Origin of the sequence: Yoonia sp. I 8.24, assembly GCF_022096995.1 — a bacterium.
Lineage (GTDB): Bacteria > Pseudomonadota > Alphaproteobacteria > Rhodobacterales > Rhodobacteraceae > Yoonia.
In genome coordinates this window covers 313,741-332,509 of sequence record NZ_JACXGQ010000001.1, presented here as the reverse complement: position 1 = coordinate 332,509, position 18,769 = coordinate 313,741, and the positions used below count along the sequence as shown (strand labels likewise).

Here is an 18,769-nt window from a genome sequence, read left to right as displayed (position 1 = left end):
CAGGGGACCAAGGCTCAAGGGGCAGTGTGTCGCGAACGGCATCTATGGGATGATATTGCGTAAACTCTGTATTCAGCGAACGGGCGCGGCATAGGGTGCCGATACGATTTCGACTTTCTGTGAACCGTGCTCGAAGTCTACTGTACAGGCTTAGCAACCTTAGGATGGTTAGCGTAGTACAATGCCACAAGACGACACAACCTAGGCTCGTTCGAGCCCCACAAATTTGAGAGCGAACGGCAACAACACTAAGTTTAGCCCAAACGCAAAACCGGTCCCTAAAATTTGAGAAACAATGAACGCAGGCAGTATATACACTGCACCCAACCTAATTACGTGATCCCACCGATTACCTCTAGCTTTGATTTCTCTGTCGCATTCACCGCACTTAATCGTACCAAGTGGCACGCTTACTGTCTCGTCTCCAAGCAATGTTGAAGTCGTCGAAAAAGGCAAAGGCGCTTTGCAGTTAGGGCACTGTAAGCCAGTTAACCTATGAAAGAAGCCCATTTTTTAATTTCCTTGTCGGTCGTGGATGCTCAAAGCTCCCACAAACCAAACCACATTTCGAACGTGGAGCAAACACGCTTTCATGAATTCCTTATATAAGCGACAGGTTCGAAGGAGACTTTCGCGAAGGTCCAGTTTCGGAGGCGGTAGCCGTAAGGTGGATTTAAATCCACCTTACGCGGGCGGTGCGAGCTGTGTGGTGATCACATTGGTGCGCTCAAGGCTGCGGTGGACCGGGCATTTGTCTGCGATTTCAAGCAGGCGCGCGCGCTGATCCTCTGACAGGTCGCCGGTGAGCGTGATGTGCCGATCAAAGTGATCGATTTTCGCGCCCGGCTCTGCGGCATCTGCAGCGTGTTCTTTGGCGTGGCTGACATCGACGCGCACCCCGTCCAGCGGCCATTTTTTACGCCGGGCATACATGCGGATCGTCATGGATGTGCAAGCCCCGAGCCCTGCCGCCACAAAGCCGTAGGGTGTGAACCCTTTATCGGTGCCGCCATATTTCTTTGGCTCGTCGGCAAGTGCGTGATGCGTGCCGCTTTGCACATCTTGCAAGAACCCGTCGGGGGCGGCCTCGGTGACGCGGGTGATCCCTTCGGGGGTGGCATCCAGCTGTTTGATTTCAGGGACGGGCAGGTAGCGTTTTGACCATGCGGTGATCACATCAGCGGCGTATTCAGCATCTTGATGTTTGCTAATCAGATGATCCGCATCGTCCAAAGTAACAAAGCTTTTGGGGTGTTTCGCGGCCATGAAGATATCAGCAGCGTTGTCGATGCTGACAATGCTGTCGCGCGGCGCATGTAGGACCAAAAGGGCCGTGTGGAGCTGCGCAATTGCCGGGGCAAGTTCCGCTGTGCTGATATCATCCACAAAGGCCTTACCGATCGTAAAGGGGCGTCCGCCAAGCGAGACTTGTGCCGCGCCTTGCGCCTGAATTTCAGGTAATGCCCCTGCAAAATGATGGGTGACATGCGCGGGGTCAAAAGGAGCGCCGATGGTCACGACGGCTTTGGCGGATGGGATCGCACGCGCCGCCTTTAAGATCGCAGCGCCACCTAGAGAATGGCCGATGAGCAAACTGGGCGGGAGCCCGCGTTCCGCAAGCGTTTGAGCCGCCGCAATCAAATCTGATACGTTCGATGAAAAACTGGTGTCCTCAAACGCGCCTTCCGATTGGCCGAGCCCTGTAAAGTCGAACCGCAGCACGGCCACCCCCGTCGCCGCAAGCCGAGCGGAAATGCGCCGCGCCGCGATGCTGTCTTTGGAACAGGTAAAACAATGCGCAAAAAGTGCTGTCGCGCGCGGTGTCCCTTGGGGGAGATCCAAACGCGCCGACAGCGTATCGCCTGCATGGCCCGTAAAAGTGATCCGTTCTGTGTGCATCGTCAAATCCTCGTTCCTGCGCAAACCCTGCACATTATATGGTCATCCTTTGCAATCAAAACAATTGGAATGGGTCGCAATCGCAATCAGGTGAATGAGGTTACAATGAGACAGATATGCCGGGGATTGGGCGTAGTGACGCTTTTGGCGCTATGTGTCGGGATTTTGCTTGGATTTGGAGGGCACGTGCATCCGCTGGGGGATAGTCTCGCATTGGTTCGGATGCCTCTGGGCATTGTCTGTGCGGCGGGATTAGCATTTCAAATGCCGAGGGTTTTGCGGATTTTTAGCGTTGCGGCTGCTACTCTTGCGCTGGGGACGACGGCGCCGCTGCTGGTTGCGTCGGGGGCAGAGGGTCCACTGCTGCTATATACGAAGAACCTGCTTTACCGGAATTCTGATCTACCCGCGCTGGCCGATGACATTCGCGCAAGCGCGGCGGATGTTGTGACGTTACAAGAAGTATCGCGGACAAACGGGGCGATTCTAGGTATGTTGGCGAATGACTACCCATATCAACATTTGTGCCGGTTTTCAGGTTGGAGCGGCGTCGCGGTGCTGTCAAAGACACCATTCGCGGGCACGCCGCTATGTTCAACGCATCGAGGTGTCGCTGCGGCGCGTATCGTTAAGGAGCGGCAAGCTGTCTGGGTCGCGTCCGTGCATTTGCCATGGCCTTATCCTTACGATCACGCGCGTTCGGCAACGTCCGCTTCGGATTTGCTTGCACAGCTTGAGGGGGCCATTGTGATGGGCGGCGACTTTAACATATTTCCTTGGGCGGCGTCCGTTCGCCAGTTGCGGCAGGTATCTCAGACACGATTGGCACGTCCAATACGTCCAACCTATAACTTGTACGGAGCGCCGCTTTTTCTTGACTATGTGTCCGCACCCGGCGGCGGGCGTGTGACCTATCGTGATCGGTTGGGGTCGGATCATATGGGGGTTCTGGCTGCGCTGCATCTGTCAGGCTAAAGCGCAACGAAAAAGGCACCGCCGTAGCAGTGCCTTTTCTAATCGCGTATTCTGCAGAAATTAGCAGCTGTAGTACAGCTTGTATTCCATTGGGTGTGGTGTGTGCTCGTATGCGTACACTTCTTCCCATTTCAGTTCCATGTAACCTTCGAGTTGGTCTTTGGTGAACACGTCACCTTGGATCAAGAAGTCATGGTCTGCTTCAAGGGCTTCGAGCGCTTCGCGCAAAGAGCCACAAACAGTTGGGATACCTGCGAGCTCTTCTGGTGGCAGATCGTAAAGATCTTTGTCAGATGAGGGGCCGGGATCGATTTTGTTTTTGATGCCGTCAAGGCCAGCCATCAGAAGTGCTGCGAAGCACAGGTATGGGTTGGCTGCTGGATCAGGGAAACGGGCTTCGACGCGCTTTGCTTTGGGGTTTTCCGCCCAAGGAATACGCACACAACCAGACCGGTTCGACGCAGAGTAGGCGCGCAGAACGGGGGCTTCAAAACCTGGGATCAGGCGTTTGTAGCTGTTTGTTGATGGGTTAGTGATCGCGTTCAGCGCTTTGGCGTGCTTAAGGATACCACCGATGAAGTACAGAGCTTCTTGGGACAGATCCGCGTATTTGTCGCCAGCGAAGAGCGGCTTGCCCTCTTTGAAGATCGACATGTTTACGTGCATACCCGTGCCGTTATCGCCAGCGATTGGCTTAGGCATGAATGTCGCCGATTTACCGTAAGCTTGGGCGACGTTGTGGACAACGTATTTGTACTTTTGGATTTCGTCAGCTTGATGTGTCAGCGTGCCAAAAATCAGGCCCAATTCGTGCTGGCAAGACGCCACTTCGTGGTGGTGCTTGTCAACCTTCATGCCCATGCGTTTCATGGTGGACAGCATTTCGGAGCGCATCTCTTGTGCGTCGTCCACTGGGTTTACAGGGAAATAGCCGCCCTTAATGCCCGGACGGTGACCTGTGTTGCCCATTTCATATTCGGTGTCAGAGTTCCAAGCGCCGTCGATGGCGTCAACTTGGTAGGACACTTTGTTCATGGACACTTGGAAGCGCACATCGTCGAATACAAAGAATTCAGCTTCTGGACCAAAGTAGGCCGCGTCACCGATGCCTGTTGATTTCAGGTATTCTTCGGCTTTGGCAGCGGTACCGCGTGGGTCGCGGTCGTAGGCTTCCATTGTGTCTGGTTCGACAACATCGCAGTGGATACAGATTGTTTTTTCCGCATAAAACGGATCAACATATGCGCTGCCTGCCTGTGGCATCAGTTTCATGTCTGATTTATCGATAGATTTCCAACCGGCGATGGATGAACCGTCGAACATAAAGCCTTCTTCGAGGAAGTCTTCGTCAACCAGATCAGAAACAACGGTTACGTGCTGGAGTTTCCCGCGTGGATCAGTGAAGCGGATATCGACATAGTCGGCCTCTTCATCTTTGATCAGCTTGATGACATCTTTGTTGTCCATTTTGGTACCTTTCTAAGAGTCTTTTGGTAGGTGTACGTCCGCGGGGCAGGCCCGCAGTGTGGTATTAGAGAGCTTCGTCGCCGGTTTCACCGGTGCGAATGCGAATTGCCTGTTCAATCGGCGAGACAAAAATCTTGCCATCACCAATTTTGTCGGTTTTTGCGGCGCCAACGATCGCTTCGACAGCGGCATCAACCTGATCGTCGGCAAGGACGATCTCGATTTTCACCTTTGGCAAGAAGTCCACAACATATTCTGCACCGCGGTACAGTTCTGTATGACCCTTTTGACGGCCAAAGCCTTTGACCTCGACGACGGAAAGACCTTGCACGCCGACTTCTTGCAGCGCTTCTTTCACTTCATCAAGTTTGAATGGTTTAATGATCGCTTCGATCTTTTTCATAGGCCGCGACTCCCCTAACGGTGTTTCATAGTGGTCAGAACATTTCTGTTGCATCGGGACAATTCGTGGCGAACCATAAGGTGTGTTGCAAGAGGGTAAAGAATATTAAGTGATTAAAAATTATGCAACTGTCCTGAAATTCATGCGAAATGTAAACTGGATGCCTATTCTATGACCGAAGTTTTGACCGCCGCCCAAATGCGCGCCATTGAGGCTGCTGCGATTGCCTCTGGCGACGTCACCGGGCTTGAACTGATGGAGCGCGCCGGGCGTGGCGTTGTGGCCGCCATTTTTGAAGAATGGCCAGAGCTGGCGCCGTCATGGGGGCCAACCCCCAAACCCCCGGAGTATTTTTTGCAAGATGATGAGAAGGGCAAGCAAAGGGCGGTTGTCTTATGTGGGCCCGGCAATAATGGCGGTGATGGGTTCGTTGTTGCGCGATTGTTGTTTGAGGCGGGCTGGGATGTTGAGGTGTTTTTGTATGGCGATGCTGAGAGGCTGCCGCCGGATGCGAAGGTAAATTATGAGCGGTGGTGTGAGATTGGTGAATGCGCCTGGTGGGATGATCACAAAATCGAAGACGAGTTAGATGTAGGAGACTTTGAGCTTGTGGTGGACGCGTTGTTCGGTATCGGGCTAACGCGCTCGATGCCCGCCGACACCGAAAGAACCTGGCATGCGTTTATGCCTCGGGTCTTCACTGAGCGCGTACGTCGCTATGTCGCGGTTGACACACCAAGCGGCATTTGTAGTGATAGTGGGCGCAATCTCGAGGGTGCATTCCCAACAAACCTAACGGTTACCTTCCATAGACCCAAAATCTGCCACGTACTACAGCCGTCAGCCGAGCCGATTGGAGGAGCGGTGTGGTGTGGAACGTTACGAATTGTTGATATAGGTCTGTCACAACTTAGCCCAAGTCGTTCCCTTAAATTGATTGATGCCCCTTCATTTAGCGACAAGTTACAGGGTCACAAATACTCGCACGGCCACGCATTCATCCTGTCTGGCGGTATCGGCAAGGGCGGTGCTGCCCGGCTTGCGGCGCGGGGGGCTTTGCGGATTGGAGCGGGGGCTGTGACAGTTGGCTGTCCTGAGGTGGCGTTGGTTGAGAATGCGGCGCAGTTGAATGCTGTGATGTTGACGTCTGTGAATGATGCCGCCGCGTTAGAGGTTGCTCTGGGGGATGCGCGCATCAACGCGCTTTGTGTTGGGCCGGGATTGGGGCTGGGCGCGCGGGAGGCGGCTTTGGTTGCCTCAATATTAGCAAGCGGACGTACAGCGGTTTTGGATGCGGATGCGTTGACCTTGCTTGCGCGTGACGCGGCTTTATTTGCAAAGCTGCATAAAGCATGTGTGCTGACGCCCCATGCGGGCGAATTTGCGCGGTTGTTCCCGGATATTGCAGACAAGTTGAACGCGCCGGGGACCAAGGGCCCAGCCTATTCTAAGGTGGATGCCACGCGTGACGCGGCCAAGCGGGCAGGGTGTGTGGTTCTGTTTAAGGGGCCGGATACCGTGATCGCTGATCCAACAGGCCGGTGCAGCATTAATGCATCGGTGTATGAGCGCGCCGCACCGTGGTTGGCTACCGCCGGATCGGGGGATGTTTTAGCCGGGTTCATCACGGGGCTTTTAGCACGCGGTTTTCGCCCAATGCAGGCGGCCGAAACTGGCGCATGGTTGCACACAGAATGCGCGTTGAAATTCGGGCCGGGGCTGATTGCAGAGGACCTGCCAGAGCAGCTGCCAGCAGTTCTACGCGCATTAGATGTGCCCTGATCCAAAGTTTCTGCGAAATCGTATCAAGAAAGCGCATTTTTCCTCTCGCTTCCCGGTAATAGCTTTGCTAGTAAGCGGCCAACCTTGGGGTGGCCTTGAAAACTGCCCCTAATAATCATGCGGGTGTGGCGGAATTGGTAGACGCACCAGATTTAGGTTCTGGCGCCGCGAGGCGTGGGGGTTCGAGTCCCTTCACCCGCACCATTAGTTTTATGAAGGACAGCACATGAACGTCACTGAGACCCTGAACGAAGGCCTCAAGCGCGGCTATGCGATCACCGTTACGGCGGCTGAACTCGACGCGAAGGTTGAAGAAAAGCTGAAAGAAGCGCAGCCAACCGTTGAAATGAAGGGTTTTCGTAAGGGCAAGGTACCTATGGCACTTCTGCGCAAGCAGTATGGTCAGCGTATCATGGGCGAAGCGATGCAAGAATCCATCGACGGCGCGATGAGCAAGCACCTTGAAGAAACAGGTGACCGTCCCGCGGCGCAGCCAGAAATGAAAATGGCTGATGCGGATTGGAAAGAAGGCGATGATGTTGCTGTTGACGTTTCCTACGAAAAACTGCCTGACATTGCCGACACAGATTTTGCATCTATCAAGCTAGAGCGCATGGTCGTCAAAGCGGATGAAGATTCGATTAAAGAAGCCTTGGACAACCTTGCGGCGTCTCCACAGGCTGTTTCTTACGAGCCAAAGAAAACCCAAGCGAAAAAAGACGACCAAGTCGTTCTTGATTTCGTGGGTAAAGTTGACGGCGAAGCCTTTGAAGGTGGCGCAGCCGAAGATTACCCGCTGGTGATCGGTTCCAACTCTTTCATCCCCGGCTTCGAAGACGGCCTGCTAAAGGTCAAAGCTGGCGAAGAAAAAGACATCGAAGTGACCTTCCCAGAAGATTACCAAGCGGAAAATCTTGCGGGCAAGAAAGCTGTCTTCAGCTGCACCATCAAAGAAGTGAAAGCGCCAAAAGCGCCTGAGTTGGATGATGAGCTGGCGAAGAAATTTGGTGCCGAAGATCTTGATGGTTTGAAAACTCAAATCACAGAGCGTCTCGAAGCAGAATACACTGGCGCGTCACGTGCTGTTGCAAAACGCGCGTTGCTGGATGCTTTGGATACGGCTGTTTCATTCGACTTGCCGGAATCGCTGGTCACTGCCGAAGCAAACCAAATTGCGCATCAGTTGTGGCACGAAGAAAACCCTGAGGTCGAAGGCCACGATCACCCTGAGATCGAAGCCACTGACGAGCACAAGAAACTGGCAGAGCGCCGCGTAAAACTGGGCCTGTTGTTGGCTGATATCGGTCAAAAGGCCGAAGTTCAGGTGACAGATCAGGAAATGACCCAAGCGATCATGAACCAAGCCCGCCAATACCCGGGTCAAGAACGTCAGTTCTTTGAGTTCGTGCAGCAAAACGCGCAGTTCCGTCAGCAGCTTCAAGCGCCAATGTTTGAAGATAAGGTCGTTGATCACATCTTTGAAAAGGCCGCTGTGACAGACAAAGAAGTCAGCAAAGATGATTTGCAGGCCGCTGTTGAGAAGCTCGAAGAAGAGTAAATTTCAGAACAAACTGTTTACGAAAAGGCGCCCTTTTGGGGCGTCTTTTTTTTGACTGCTCGATAGAATAATGTAACGATACCGTGAGCTGGTTGGGTTTTTACTGGCTGCAAAGATAGCTATTTCTTGGAGATTTTGATGAAAGCTTCTATTTTGGCCGCTGCTGTAACATTTTGTCTGTCTGGGGCGGCAATGGCCTGCCCAGATTATAACGCGCCACCTGCAGCCTCCTATCAAGCCACAGGAAAGCAAATGTACCAAGAGCGTACTTTTGACGTGGTTGCAGGTGGTGAAAACTATATCTGGAACTGTTCGAACGTGCGCCCGGCAACGGATACTGGTGCTGGGTATTTTACCACCGGGCCTGATTTCTCATTCCAGGTTTCAGGCATGGCTAGGTATCAATTGGTCATCAGCATGGTCAGCGAATGCGATTCTGCCCTGTTGATCAACACATCTACTGGCGGCTGGTATTACGACGATGACGACAACGGTAACCTTGACCCGCGTATCGTTTTGACGCGCCCTGTCGACGGGCGTATCGATATTTGGGCGGGCACCTATGACGGCGAATACTGCAATGCGCGTCTGTCGATGGAAACATATAACCGCTAAGGCTGTCGCATAGAATAGAAAGGCCCGGCACCCGTGATGGACGCCGGGCCTTTTTTGTTTAAAGTGCGATGCGGAACAGGGCGAAACCTGTGTCGCTATTGCCTACGGGGCTAATATCCATACCCGCAACACTATCCGCGTATTGTTCGCCAGCAGGACCAGATTCAAACATGACTGTCGTGGCGGGCATTGCCATAAACGACCAGTTTGCATCGGCGCGTGGGCTGACGGTGCCTTGGTCGACGATGTACCGCACGATAACATCGCGGTTGGTGTCTGGTCCTTCGAACACGACCGTTGACCCGTCTGCACCGGGAAAATGACCGCCACCAGAGGCCCGGTAGTTGTTCGTTGCCACGATGAAATCTTGTGCCGGATCGATCGGGGCGCCATTGAAGGAAAGGTTCACAATCCGGTTGGTGTCGGCATTGATCACTACACCTTCGCGGTCGAACATCGCTGGTTGCGACAGATCAATTTCATATGTGACCCCATCCATCACATCAAAGTTGTAGCTGGGGAAGTCAGGGTTTAGCAGGATCGCATCAGATGATCCCGGCGTGATCTGATTGAACATGCCCGCAGAGCGTTCCAACCACAGTTTCACCTGCGCCCCAGGGATTTTCACAGCGCGCACTGTATTTGGATACAGATATAGGTCTGCCACGTTCTTGATCGCTACGTCGCCGACTGGGACGTCTGTAAAATATTCTGGACCACCGCGACCGCCTGCTTTGAATGGGGCTGCCGCAGACAAAATGGGAAGCCCTTCGTAAACTGTCCCGACTATTTGTTCGCTGATGTACCATGTTTGCGCATTGGAAACGATTTGCACCGATGGATCATCCGCGACCAACGCAAAATAGCTGTGCAGGGCCGCATCGGTTTTGCCAACGGCTGTGCGCACATAAGCGAGGGTTTCGTCGTGGATGTCTTGGATTGACGCCATCACGGGGGTGAAATCTTCGGCAAGCGGGGTGATGCTGCGGTCTTCTTCGCGGCGCGAAATGGGCCGCGCCTCGGATGTATGGGAAAGCACACGCCAACCGTTTCCGTCGCGCTCTAACAAGAGATCAACTAGCCCCATATGGCTGCCCCAGAACCCGCCCATGACGCCGGGTTTGCCGTTGATGGTGCCTGCTGCCACATCGACACCCGCCCAATCATCATAATTGGATGAAGGGAACACAAGGTGGCTATGCCCGGTCAGGATCGCGTCAATTCCGTCGATGCCGGCCAATGGAATGGCTGCATTTTCCATCCCGTCGGTCTCGTCCGCTGCACCAATGCCTGAATGGCAAAGCGCGACAATGATATCGGCCCCTTGTTCTTTCATTTGGGGCACATAGGCGCGGGCGGTGGCGACGATATCACGGGCCTGTACGTTGCCCTCAAGGTGCTTACGGTCCCAGTTCATGATTTGCGGCGGTACAAACCCGATCAACCCGATTTTAATCGGATGCGCCGTGCCTGTGCCATCGGTCAAGGTGCGTTCCAGAATGGTGTAGGGGGGCAGCAATGTTGTGTCGGCGGTCGGGGTTGCGCCCATTTCTTTGACCACGTTGGCCGAAACAACGGGGAAGGCGGCGCCTGCGACAGATTTCATCAAGAAGGGTACGCCGTAGTTGAATTCATGGTTGCCCAAGGTGGACGCGTCATAGCCCAATGTGTTCATTGCTGTGATCACCGGATGCATGTCGCCTTCGGCCATGCCACGTTCATAGGCGATGTAATCGCCCATCGGGTTCCCTTGCAAGAAATCACCGTTGTCGAGCAAGAGTGAGTTCGTCGATTCTGCACGCACGCCTGCGATGATGGATGCGGTCCGCGCGAGACCGACAGTATCAACAGCCTTATCGGCATAATAATCATATGGAAAAACATGCACATGCAGGTCGGTCGTTTCCATCAAGCGCAAGTGGGCTTGGCCCGTGGCCGCATTGACTGAAAACGGATGCATCGCGATCAGCCCTGCAGAGCCTGCGAGAAAGTGACGACGATTAAGACGAAGTGTCATAAGATAATCCCCCGGATTTCTAGATGTATGATCAGTAGACATCTGCAGAGGATTCGTAACAAGGGTGTATACTGCGGCGGCCAAAACGAAAAAGGCCGCCCCATTTCTGGAGCGGCCCAATTCAATGCAAATTAGCGGGGATGACTTATGCGTCGTCTTCGCTTGCTGCTGGTGCTTCTTCGTCGTCGCCGAATTCGTCAGCGGCTGAACCGATATCGTCGAACAGTTCCTGAATTTCAAATTCAGCAGCTGCTTCTTCTTCGGCGGCCAGTTCTGCGATAGATTTACCGGCTGCTTGCAGCTCGGCTTCTTCGGCAGAACGTGCAACGTTCAGTGAAATCGTTGCAGCAACTTCTGGGTGCAGGTTGACGGTGACGTCGTGCAGCCCCAGGTATTTGATTGTTGCAGACAGAACGACTTGTTTCTTGTCGACAGTAAAGCCAGCTTCAGTTGCAACTTCGGCAGCGTCACGTGTTGTGACAGAGCCGTAAAGCGCACCCGCATCAGACGCAGAGCGAATGATGATGAAGGTTTCGCCGTCCAGCTTTTCAGCCAGCGCTTCTGCTTCTTTTTTGCTTTCAAGGTTGCGTGTTTCAAGCTGTGCTTTTTCAGCTTCGAAACGCGCAAGGTTGGCCGCGTTTACGCGCAGCGCTTTGCCTTGTGGCAGCAAAAAGTTACGTGCGTAGCCTTCTTTAACAGAAACAACTTCGCCCATCTGACCCAGTTTGGCCACGCGCTCCAGTAGAATGATATCCATGTGTCGGTGTCCTTACTTTACTGCGTATGGCAGCAGGGCAAGGAAACGCGCGCGTTTGATCGCCTGGGCGAGCTTACGCTGGTTCTTGGCGCCAACAGCTGTGATACGGGCTGGAACGATTTTGCCGCGCTCAGAGATGTAGCGCTGCAAAAGGCGAGTGTCTTTGTAGTCGATCTTTGGCGCGTTTTCGCCTTCAAACGGATCGGACTTACGACGACGGAAAAATGGTTTAGTAGCCATGATTGTGGTCCTTATCTAAGATCTGATTAGCGGCGCTCGCGGCGTTCGCCACGTTCTTCGCGTTTCTGCATCTGAACAGATGGGCCTTCTTCATGTGCGTCGACTTTGATTGTCAGCACACGCATGACATCATCATGCAGACGCATCAGGCGTTCCATTTCTTGGATCGCAGCAACCGGCGCATCGGTGCGCAGCAGGGCGTAGTGACCCTTGCGGTTTTTGTTGATCTTATAGGCCATCGTTTTGACGCCCCAATATTCGTTTTCCAGCAACTTGCCGTCGTTGTCAGCAAGAACAGAACCGAAGTGTTCGATAAGGGCTTCTGCTTGCGAGTTGGAAAGATCCTGACGCGCAATCATGACATGCTCGTATAGCGGCATGCGTTCTCCATTCATTTATCAGCGCATTTCAAAGTATGGGGCAGTGACCCTTTCTGCACCCCATCCACGAGAGACTGCGCAGTTCAATATCCACAGAAAGGTTGCGGCCTTATACAGGGGTGGGCCCATGATGCAAGCCGCATATCCCTGTTTTTCTTGGGCTGCCGTCTGTTTTTGGATTTTTGCTGTTCTGCCATGCGATGGCCGCTTTTTTGCCCTGATCACTTTCTATTTATTTTGTGAAAACAGTATTCACGTCGCGTCACCGCGGCTATCTTCGTGAGAAAACGCAAAGACGGGCAGAGACAAATGACAAAATCACCGCAATTTTCAGTTGAAGACACGTTTTGGGGCTATCAAATTCAATCTGGCCGCGCGCCAGCCATGGGTCTCGTGATGGCGCAGTCGTTTTCGTATTTTTTCGGCGCATGCTTTATGATTGCCGCCGTCAGTATTGTTGGGGCGCCTATTTTGTTCTCAGGCGAGGGCGTGGGTGTTATGCGTATCGTCGCCGCGGTCCTATTTGCCGCAGCGGCATTTTATTTGCTGTGGTTCGCGAGCCGTGGATCGCAAACGGAGATTCACGTTGACACGAGCGTTGGTGAAATCCGTCAGGTGATCAGCAACCGCGCAGGCAAGCCGACCACAGTCGGGGCCTACGGGTTTGATACAATTGGCGGCGTGCATATCATTGATGGGCTTGACCCAATGTCGCTTTTGGTACTGCAATATCGCGATACTGATAAACAGGTTAGCGTGGCTGAAGGGCTCGAGGCGCAGCTTATCCCGCTGCGTGACAGGTTGGCCCATGACCTAATGGTTGGCGCAGGTGTAGCTGCGTAGGGATAGCTTGCGTGTATTGCTGAACACAATTTGTTCAGAATTGCCGGATTGCTTTGTGCGGCAATTCGCCGTCAGTTGTGTGGGTATCAAACCTTCAACTGGAGCCACCAATGAAAAACCTTCTTTGCGCGACTGCGTTACTTATGGCCGCTGCGGCACCTGCACTGGCCGCCCCTGAAACCTATGTTCTGGACGCAAGTCATAGCCAGATCGTGTTTACCTATAATCACCTTGGCTATTCGACCGGGATGGGCATGTTTTCGGGTTTCGAAGGCGAGATCGCTTTTGACCAAGAAGACCCCGCTGCATCCAGCGTCAACGTTTCATTTCCTGTGCGCAGCATGTTGACGGGCTGGGAAGCCCGCTTTGATCACTTCATGGCGGGTGATTTTTTCGATGCTGCAGATGATGAAATGGTGACATTTACCTCAACAGGTATCGAAGTTACTGGTGACAACACTGCCCTGATCATAGGTGATCTGACATTAAATGATGTGACAAAATCCGTCGTCCTTGACGCGACGTTGAACCAAGTGGGTACACACCCGATGGCCAATAAAGCATGGGCCGGGTTTGACGCGACAACGACATTGCTGCGTTCAGACTTTGGTGTTGGTGCCTTTGCACCGCACGTCAGTGACGAAGTGTCTGTCACGCTCTCTATCGAGGCAATGAAAGCGGAATAAACCCCGCCTTTTTGTACCCATGTAACCCGCGTCCTGTTTTCAGGGCGCGGGTTTCTTTTTGTCTAGCGTGTCGCAGTCAGCATGATTGTGACCGCGACATCAAAGCCAAGATTGCTTTCGTCCGCCATGCTTTGACCAATCGCAAAGTCACGCCGATCAAGCGCCAGCGATCCAGCCATTTCCGCAGTGTCCCCCTGCAGGTCCAACGCAAAGGGCATGCTGACGGGAAGGGTGATGTCTTTGATCGTCAAGGTGCCGGTCGCCAAATATGTTGGACCATCAGCGGTGATGTCCGCATCAAATGTCGCTGTCGGGAACACATCGGCATCAAAGAAATCAGCACCCATGGCTTGGCCGCTGACCGACCCCAGATTGAGCGAGCCAATCGCAATTGTTGTCGTCACTGTGCCGAGCGTGCCGGTCGCGCTTTCATCGAACTGAATCGCGGCGGTCCACTCGTCAAATTGTCCCTGAACTGGATTGCCAAGCTGCGTGATACCGATCCCAAGCGTGCCCTGTGTCACGACCCATTCTGACGCGACCTCTGTCAGGGCCTCGCCATTGCTGTGGCTCTCGTGCGACATAAGCCCGCCCATCGCAGCCCCACCTGCGCCAAGCAGATAAATTGCAACCGCGATGAAAGGGGCGGCGCGCTGCGGATCTGGGGCACCCGTGTCAGGCAATTGGACATTGCCGAACCACATCCGTTTTAGGGTGACATCTTTGTCGATGATCTGATGTTTTAGCGCGCCTGCGACATGCAAGAGGATCGAGAGCACCAAGACTTTGCTCCAGACCCAATGCAGCCCGGCAAACACTTCGGCAAGAGATTCGTCCTTTGGAATAAAGGGTAAGTCTTGGCCAATGGGCAGCCAAATAGGCGCGAATCCAGTGGTCGCCGCATGGTGCAGCCAGCCAGACAGGGGCATCACTACCAAAGCGATATACAGCATCCAATGCACGATATGCGCGATCGATGTTTCCACCCGCCGTTCGGGGTGCAGGTCACCGGGTTTCTTTTGGGTCAACGCCCAAAGAATACGGCATAGCGCCACGATAAATATGAGGATGCCGAGCGTCTTATGCGCGGAAAACAGCGGCACCTTTAATGATGCATCAAGCGCCAGCCGATCCGCAATCAGCCCAAGGGGGATCACCGTGATGATCAGCAAGGCGGTTATCCAATGAAAGACTTTGCTCACAGCTCCATAAGCGTTGTGCGAATTTGTTGCCGCCATCGTAACCCCCTTCAATGTAGTTCCGGGAAGGCTAGCAGGGAGAAAGATTCGCGCAAACTGCGGATTCTGTGTGCCTACGCATGATCCCATGTGCATCTGCTATCATGTGACGGGTTGCTTGTGCGTCCGCGCGCCGCAGGGTAAGCCTACCCGCCAATGGGAATGAATTATGGAGAGGTCTCATGCGCGCATTCGTATTTCCGGGCCAAGGGGCACAGACAATCGGGATGGGGAAGGCATTAGCCGATGCCTATCCGGCCGCGAAAGCGATTTTCGACGAGGTCGACGATGCCTTGGGCGAAAACCTGTCGGGGATGATCTGGGAAGGCGATATCGCTGATTTGACCCTGACTGCAAATGCGCAGCCCGCACTGATGGCAACGTCACTGGCGGCCATGCGTGCGCTTGAAGCCGAAGGTGTTGAGATCACAGCCGCGCAATTCGTCGCAGGGCATTCATTGGGTGAATATTCAGCGCTTGCTGCCGCTGGGGCTTTTTCGGTGGCGGATACGGCGCGCCTGTTGCGCTTGCGCGGCACAGCCATGCAAGAGGCGGTGCCTGTGGGGGTTGGCGCGATGGCGGCGATCCTTGGGTTGGATTTTGATGCAGTTGCCGCAATCGCCGCAGAAGCGTCCCAAGGCGAAGTTTGTCAGGCCGCCAACGATAACGATCCGGGGCAGGTAGTGGTATCTGGCCATAAGGCTGCTGTTGAACGTGCGACTGTATTGGCCAAAGAAAAGGGCGCGAAGCGCGCGCTTTTGCTCCCGGTGAGCGCGCCATTCCACTGTGCATTGATGGCACCAGCCGCGGAAAAAATGGCGCAGGCATTGGCGGACGTAACAATCAATGCCCCGGCTGTGCCATTGGTCGCCAATGTGATCGCAAGCAGTGCGACTGATCCTGATTCAATTCGGGCGCTTTTGGTGGATCAGGTTACCGGCTCTGTGCGTTGGCGCGAAAGCGTGGGCTATATGGCTGCGCAGGGTGTCACAGAAATCTTTGAAATTGGTGCTGGTAAAGCGCTGTGTGGCATGGTGAAACGTGTTGACAGAAGCCTGACGGCGACAGCGGTTGGGACGCCCGAAAATGTGACCGCTGCGGTCGCTGCAATGACTGCGTGAAGGAAAAGAAATGTTTGATTTGAACGGAAAGAATGTCCTGATCACAGGGGCTTCAGGTGGTATCGGTGGCGCAATTGCAAAAACATTGCATGCGGCTGGCGCAACCGTTGCTTTGTCTGGCACGCGGGTTGCCCCGCTTGAAGCCTTGGCTGCAGAACTAGGCGCGCGCGCCCATGTACTGCCCTGTAACCTGAGCGATGCAGAAGCCGTGACAGCCCTGCCCAAACAGGCGGCGGACGCGATGGGATCCGTTGATATTTTGGTCAACAATGCAGGAATCACCCGCGACAACATCTTTATGCGGATGTCGGACGACGAATGGTCTTCTGTGCTTGATGTGAACCTGACGTCGACTATGCGTCTGTGCAAAGGCGTGATCCGTGGTATGATGAAATCTCGCTGGGGGCGCATTGTGAACATCTCATCCGTTGTCGGCGCGACAGGGAACCCGGGGCAGGCCAATTATGCCGCGTCAAAAGCGGGTGTTGTCGGCATGTCGAAGTCAATCGCCTATGAGGTCGCGAGCCGCGGGATCACCGTGAACTGCGTGGCACCCGGTTTTATTACCACAGCGATGACCGATAAGCTGACAGATGATCAAAAAACGGGCATTCTGACACAGGTGCCCGCGGGCCGGATGGGCGACGCAGACGAGATCGCAGCGGCGGTTTTGTATCTTTCTAGCCAAGAAGCCGCTTATGTGACCGGGACAACCTTGCATGTGAACGGCGGGATGGCCATGCTCTAGGGGCGGGTATGAAACCGTTTGCGAAAGCGGAATTCTCTGCTATAGGCCACCCAGATTTGCCGAAAAGCGCATGTGACGTCACGTCGGATGTTTGTGGCGCAGATCGGTGAAACCCCGTAAGGGGAAAGTATAAGTCGGGCGTCAGCCCAAATTAGAACGGGCATAAGCCCAGAAAGACATGAGGAATTTGACATGAGCGACGTTGCAGACCGCGTACGCAAGATCGTAGTAGAGCATCTTGGTGTTGAAGAAGATAAAGTAACAGAAACAGCGTCTTTCATCGACGATCTTGGCGCAGACAGCCTTGATACGGTTGAGCTGGTTATGGCTTTTGAAGAAGAATTCGGGATCGAAATCCCTGATGATGCAGCCGAAACGATCCAAACCTTTGGTGACGCGGTAAAATTCATCAACGGCGCACAGTAACTTAACTGTTGTTTGCGTTAAACGGCGTCCCTTTGGGGCGCCGTTTTCGTTTTTGCGCTTTGCTGCGTGCGGACGAATTTGTTCACCTGACGCGCGTGCATTGGCGGGCTCAGAAGAATGCCGCTAAAGTTCGGATTGGTCCATTGGATGGTGCCACTGACCCGTTGATCTCCAATATCCACTATGATTTTTGTCCCTAGCATGGGCGGTTGCGATGGATCGTGCTGTAGCTTTATGCCAGCGCCGCTAATATCAAGTAAAACACCGAAATGTTTGCCATCGTTCACCTGATATTGGGTCTGATAGTGGATGCGGTACCGCTTCGTACGCCGTTGATTGCGCGCCTGCCATCGCATCGCAAAGAACGTTGCAATCATAAATGCGATCAGCCCCAAAACAGCGAGCAAGACCCGATCGCGCGAGAGCGTGAAGTTGAGAGGCACACCTGATAGGTTTGTGCCATCGTCGTCGCTGGGCGGCCCTTGTAATATCTGTTGAGGCGGGGCGCAGCGCAATTCGGGCAAGCGATTGGCAATATCATTTAATTGACGAATGGCGTTGCGTGATTTGAGAAAAGTCATAGCGGTGGGCAGGCTTTGCCGTTCAAAAACGTGCAGAAATTCCTGCGTTTGATCAAGAAACCCCTCAAAGGCGGCGGCGTTTTGCGGCCCAACGATTGCCAGCATATCATAGGTCGATGTGCGGGCTATGCCACGCGACAAAAACTGGATTTCTACTCCCAAATTCGTGTCGTTTTCGGCCTGAGATATCCGGTGCTCAACACTGTGCATCATGTCGAGTAGCGCAATCACCTCGCAATTCGCGTAGGCGGGCTGTACGCACCACACAGGCGCAATGACACGAATAAATATGCGAAAACCGCGAACCATTAAAACTTCCAATGCTGGATTTAATGAGGTTAAGCGATAGAGCGTTAATAAAGGTTAAAGCAAAACGGCGGCGTATTTCGCACGTTCATGAGCGGTTTGAGCGCGGGTTGGCAGCCCTATGCGGATTTCGGAACTGTAGCCAAACTAAAAGGGCAGCTGACAGAGCGATTGCGATTAAGATGTGGCGCAGCGTGAATACGGATGTGACGACGGAACGCGCGACAAGAAATTCGATGTCAATTTGATCAGAGGTAACAATTGGGAAGGGGGCGGCACCTGCAATTTCGGCTGCCGAACACCGCATGTCGCCCAAATAGACGCCAACGCTGGTATGGTTTGCACTGACTGCAGGGTGTTGCAGAATGCGTGTCGCGGTGGCGGGTTCGTCAATGCTGACTTCAAGCGCGAGCTTTTTGGCGTAGTAGATAAAATAAAGAAACGCGGCACCTTTGTCTGTCGATGGGCCCGCTTGTAGCCCATCTGTCACTGATGCCCCACTGAGTTGACGTGCTTGGTTGGACAAATACCGAATCTCAGAACTATAAAGCGGCGAATTCGGATTTCGCATCAGCCGTGTTTCGACGCTGTGTAGTTTATCAAGCGTATCGATCACACCGCAGTTAGCGTGGGCCGCAAAAGCAGCCCAGATCAAGACGGATGCAAGCATCCACCGATGAAAAAATGCGTTCATTTCACGTTCACCGCTTGGAAACCCAGCAATTCT

At 53.7% G+C, this 18,769-nt stretch carries 19 protein-coding genes and 1 tRNA gene; 10 read left to right on the top strand and 10 right to left on the bottom strand.

Annotation, left to right across the window (positions count from 1 at the left end; all coding sequences use genetic code 11):
- Window positions 1-684: 684 nt before the first annotated feature.
- Window positions 685-1,899 (bottom strand): bifunctional alpha/beta hydrolase/OsmC family protein, encoded by a 1,215-nt coding sequence (locus Yoon_RS01710; protein ID WP_238109973.1) that lies wholly within the window; start codon window positions 1,897-1,899, stop codon window positions 685-687.
- Between the two features lie 105 nt (window positions 1,900-2,004).
- Between Yoon_RS01710 and Yoon_RS01705 the strand changes: the two genes are divergently transcribed.
- Window positions 2,005-2,874, top strand: a complete 870-nt coding sequence (locus Yoon_RS01705; RefSeq protein WP_238109583.1) for an endonuclease/exonuclease/phosphatase family protein — start codon at window positions 2,005-2,007, stop codon at window positions 2,872-2,874.
- Window positions 2,875-2,934: 60 nt separating this feature from the next.
- Here Yoon_RS01705 and glnA read toward each other — a convergent pair whose 3' ends face one another.
- Both glnA and Yoon_RS01695 read right to left on the bottom strand, forming a co-directional pair.
- Window positions 2,935-4,341 carry a type I glutamate--ammonia ligase gene (glnA, locus tag Yoon_RS01700; RefSeq protein WP_238109582.1) on the bottom strand — a complete coding sequence of 469 codons (1,407 nt, stop codon included), beginning with the start codon at window positions 4,339-4,341 and terminating at the stop codon, window positions 2,935-2,937.
- A 64-nt stretch (window positions 4,342-4,405) separates the two neighbouring features.
- On the bottom strand, window positions 4,406-4,744 hold the full coding sequence (locus Yoon_RS01695) for a P-II family nitrogen regulator (protein ID WP_238109581.1): 339 nt from the start codon (window positions 4,742-4,744) through the stop codon (window positions 4,406-4,408).
- 171 nt (window positions 4,745-4,915) lie between these two features.
- On the opposite strand from Yoon_RS01695, the gene Yoon_RS01690 reads away from it, so the two are divergent.
- The 4 genes from Yoon_RS01690 (at window position 4,916) to Yoon_RS01675 (ending at window position 8,699) form a co-directional block, all read left to right on the top strand.
- Window positions 4,916-6,526: an NAD(P)H-hydrate dehydratase gene (locus tag Yoon_RS01690; RefSeq protein WP_238109580.1), complete on the top strand. Its 1,611-nt coding sequence runs from the start codon at window positions 4,916-4,918 to the stop codon at window positions 6,524-6,526.
- Window positions 6,527-6,645: 119 nt separating this feature from the next.
- A tRNA-Leu gene (locus Yoon_RS01685) sits at window positions 6,646-6,730 on the top strand.
- 22 nt (window positions 6,731-6,752) lie between these two features.
- Window positions 6,753-8,084, top strand: coding sequence for a trigger factor (gene tig / locus Yoon_RS01680; protein WP_238109578.1), 1,332 nt, complete (start codon window positions 6,753-6,755; stop codon window positions 8,082-8,084).
- A gap of 138 nt (window positions 8,085-8,222) precedes the next feature.
- Entirely contained in the window at window positions 8,223-8,699 is a 477-nt protein-coding gene (locus tag Yoon_RS01675) for a hypothetical protein (RefSeq protein WP_238109568.1), read from the top strand.
- 58 nt (window positions 8,700-8,757) lie between these two features.
- Here Yoon_RS01675 and Yoon_RS01670 read toward each other — a convergent pair whose 3' ends face one another.
- The 4 genes from Yoon_RS01670 to rpsF all read right to left on the bottom strand — a co-directional run bounded on the left by Yoon_RS01670 (window position 8,758) and on the right by rpsF (window position 12,093).
- The gene (locus tag Yoon_RS01670; RefSeq protein WP_238109566.1) at window positions 8,758-10,716 is read right to left on the bottom strand and encodes a bifunctional 2',3'-cyclic-nucleotide 2'-phosphodiesterase/3'-nucleotidase; all 1,959 of its coding nucleotides are present in this window, start codon (window positions 10,714-10,716) and stop codon (window positions 8,758-8,760) included.
- Window positions 10,717-10,861: 145 nt separating this feature from the next.
- A complete protein-coding gene (gene rplI / locus Yoon_RS01665) occupies window positions 10,862-11,473 on the bottom strand; it encodes a 50S ribosomal protein L9 (RefSeq protein ID WP_238109565.1) in 612 nt (203 codons plus the stop codon).
- Between the two features lie 12 nt (window positions 11,474-11,485).
- Window positions 11,486-11,713 (bottom strand): 30S ribosomal protein S18, encoded by a 228-nt coding sequence (rpsR, locus tag Yoon_RS01660; RefSeq protein ID WP_045996359.1) that lies wholly within the window; start codon window positions 11,711-11,713, stop codon window positions 11,486-11,488.
- A 26-nt stretch (window positions 11,714-11,739) separates the two neighbouring features.
- Window positions 11,740-12,093 (bottom strand): 30S ribosomal protein S6, encoded by a 354-nt coding sequence (rpsF, locus tag Yoon_RS01655; protein ID WP_238109564.1) that lies wholly within the window; start codon window positions 12,091-12,093, stop codon window positions 11,740-11,742.
- Between the two features lie 309 nt (window positions 12,094-12,402).
- Here rpsF and Yoon_RS01650 point away from each other — a divergent pair, with 309 nt between their 5' ends.
- Together Yoon_RS01650 and Yoon_RS01645 are read left to right on the top strand one after the other, a co-directional pair.
- Entirely contained in the window at window positions 12,403-12,936 is a 534-nt protein-coding gene (locus Yoon_RS01650) for a hypothetical protein (protein WP_238109563.1), read from the top strand.
- A 110-nt stretch (window positions 12,937-13,046) separates the two neighbouring features.
- The gene (locus tag Yoon_RS01645) at window positions 13,047-13,622 is read left to right on the top strand and encodes a YceI family protein (RefSeq protein ID WP_238109559.1); all 576 of its coding nucleotides are present in this window, start codon (window positions 13,047-13,049) and stop codon (window positions 13,620-13,622) included.
- 62 nt (window positions 13,623-13,684) lie between these two features.
- Here the strand turns inward: Yoon_RS01645 and Yoon_RS01640 are convergent, their stop codons facing one another.
- Window positions 13,685-14,824: a cytochrome b/b6 domain-containing protein gene (locus Yoon_RS01640; RefSeq protein ID WP_370642072.1), complete on the bottom strand. Its 1,140-nt coding sequence runs from the start codon at window positions 14,822-14,824 to the stop codon at window positions 13,685-13,687.
- 218 nt (window positions 14,825-15,042) lie between these two features.
- Here Yoon_RS01640 and fabD point away from each other — a divergent pair, with 218 nt between their 5' ends.
- The 3 genes from fabD (at window position 15,043) to Yoon_RS01625 (ending at window position 17,155) form a co-directional block, all read left to right on the top strand.
- On the top strand, window positions 15,043-15,981 hold the full coding sequence (gene fabD / locus Yoon_RS01635) for an ACP S-malonyltransferase (RefSeq protein WP_238109555.1): 939 nt from the start codon (window positions 15,043-15,045) through the stop codon (window positions 15,979-15,981).
- Between the two features lie 10 nt (window positions 15,982-15,991).
- Entirely contained in the window at window positions 15,992-16,729 is a 738-nt protein-coding gene (gene fabG, locus Yoon_RS01630; protein WP_238109554.1) for a 3-oxoacyl-[acyl-carrier-protein] reductase, read from the top strand.
- Between the two features lie 192 nt (window positions 16,730-16,921).
- Window positions 16,922-17,155: an acyl carrier protein gene (locus Yoon_RS01625; RefSeq protein WP_045996352.1), complete on the top strand. Its 234-nt coding sequence runs from the start codon at window positions 16,922-16,924 to the stop codon at window positions 17,153-17,155.
- A 17-nt stretch (window positions 17,156-17,172) separates the two neighbouring features.
- Here the strand turns inward: Yoon_RS01625 and Yoon_RS01620 are convergent, their stop codons facing one another.
- Both Yoon_RS01620 and Yoon_RS01615 read right to left on the bottom strand, forming a co-directional pair.
- A complete protein-coding gene (locus tag Yoon_RS01620; protein ID WP_238109552.1) occupies window positions 17,173-18,045 on the bottom strand; it encodes a PilZ domain-containing protein in 873 nt (290 codons plus the stop codon).
- Between the two features lie 85 nt (window positions 18,046-18,130).
- Window positions 18,131-18,736 (bottom strand): hypothetical protein, encoded by a 606-nt coding sequence (locus Yoon_RS01615; protein WP_238109550.1) that lies wholly within the window; start codon window positions 18,734-18,736, stop codon window positions 18,131-18,133.
- Window positions 18,737-18,769: the final 33 nt, after the last annotated feature.

Excerpts from the sequence above, each read along its gene's own strand:
- Yoon_RS01710 (WP_238109973.1), bottom strand. The coding sequence starts at position 1,899 with ATGCACACAGAACGGATCACTTTTACGGGCCATGCAGGCGATACGCTG.
- Yoon_RS01705 (WP_238109583.1), top strand. The coding sequence starts at position 2,005 with ATGAGACAGATATGCCGGGGATTGGGCGTAGTGACGCTTTTGGCGCTA.
- glnA (WP_238109582.1), bottom strand. The coding sequence starts at position 4,341 with ATGGACAACAAAGATGTCATCAAGCTGATCAAAGATGAAGAGGCCGAC.
- Yoon_RS01695 (WP_238109581.1), bottom strand. The coding sequence starts at position 4,744 with ATGAAAAAGATCGAAGCGATCATTAAACCATTCAAACTTGATGAAGTG.
- Yoon_RS01690 (WP_238109580.1), top strand. The coding sequence starts at position 4,916 with ATGACCGAAGTTTTGACCGCCGCCCAAATGCGCGCCATTGAGGCTGCT.
- tig (WP_238109578.1), top strand. The coding sequence starts at position 6,753 with ATGAACGTCACTGAGACCCTGAACGAAGGCCTCAAGCGCGGCTATGCG.
- Yoon_RS01675 (WP_238109568.1), top strand. The coding sequence starts at position 8,223 with ATGAAAGCTTCTATTTTGGCCGCTGCTGTAACATTTTGTCTGTCTGGG.
- Yoon_RS01670 (WP_238109566.1), bottom strand. The coding sequence starts at position 10,716 with ATGACACTTCGTCTTAATCGTCGTCACTTTCTCGCAGGCTCTGCAGGG.
- rplI (WP_238109565.1), bottom strand. The coding sequence starts at position 11,473 with ATGGATATCATTCTACTGGAGCGCGTGGCCAAACTGGGTCAGATGGGC.
- rpsR (WP_045996359.1), bottom strand. The coding sequence starts at position 11,713 with ATGGCTACTAAACCATTTTTCCGTCGTCGTAAGTCCGATCCGTTTGAA.
- rpsF (WP_238109564.1), bottom strand. The coding sequence starts at position 12,093 with ATGCCGCTATACGAGCATGTCATGATTGCGCGTCAGGATCTTTCCAAC.
- Yoon_RS01650 (WP_238109563.1), top strand. The coding sequence starts at position 12,403 with ATGACAAAATCACCGCAATTTTCAGTTGAAGACACGTTTTGGGGCTAT.
- Yoon_RS01645 (WP_238109559.1), top strand. The coding sequence starts at position 13,047 with ATGAAAAACCTTCTTTGCGCGACTGCGTTACTTATGGCCGCTGCGGCA.
- fabD (WP_238109555.1), top strand. The coding sequence starts at position 15,043 with ATGCGCGCATTCGTATTTCCGGGCCAAGGGGCACAGACAATCGGGATG.
- fabG (WP_238109554.1), top strand. The coding sequence starts at position 15,992 with ATGTTTGATTTGAACGGAAAGAATGTCCTGATCACAGGGGCTTCAGGT.
- Yoon_RS01625 (WP_045996352.1), top strand. The coding sequence starts at position 16,922 with ATGAGCGACGTTGCAGACCGCGTACGCAAGATCGTAGTAGAGCATCTT.
- Yoon_RS01620 (WP_238109552.1), bottom strand. The coding sequence starts at position 18,045 with ATGGTTCGCGGTTTTCGCATATTTATTCGTGTCATTGCGCCTGTGTGG.
- Yoon_RS01615 (WP_238109550.1), bottom strand. The coding sequence starts at position 18,736 with ATGAACGCATTTTTTCATCGGTGGATGCTTGCATCCGTCTTGATCTGG.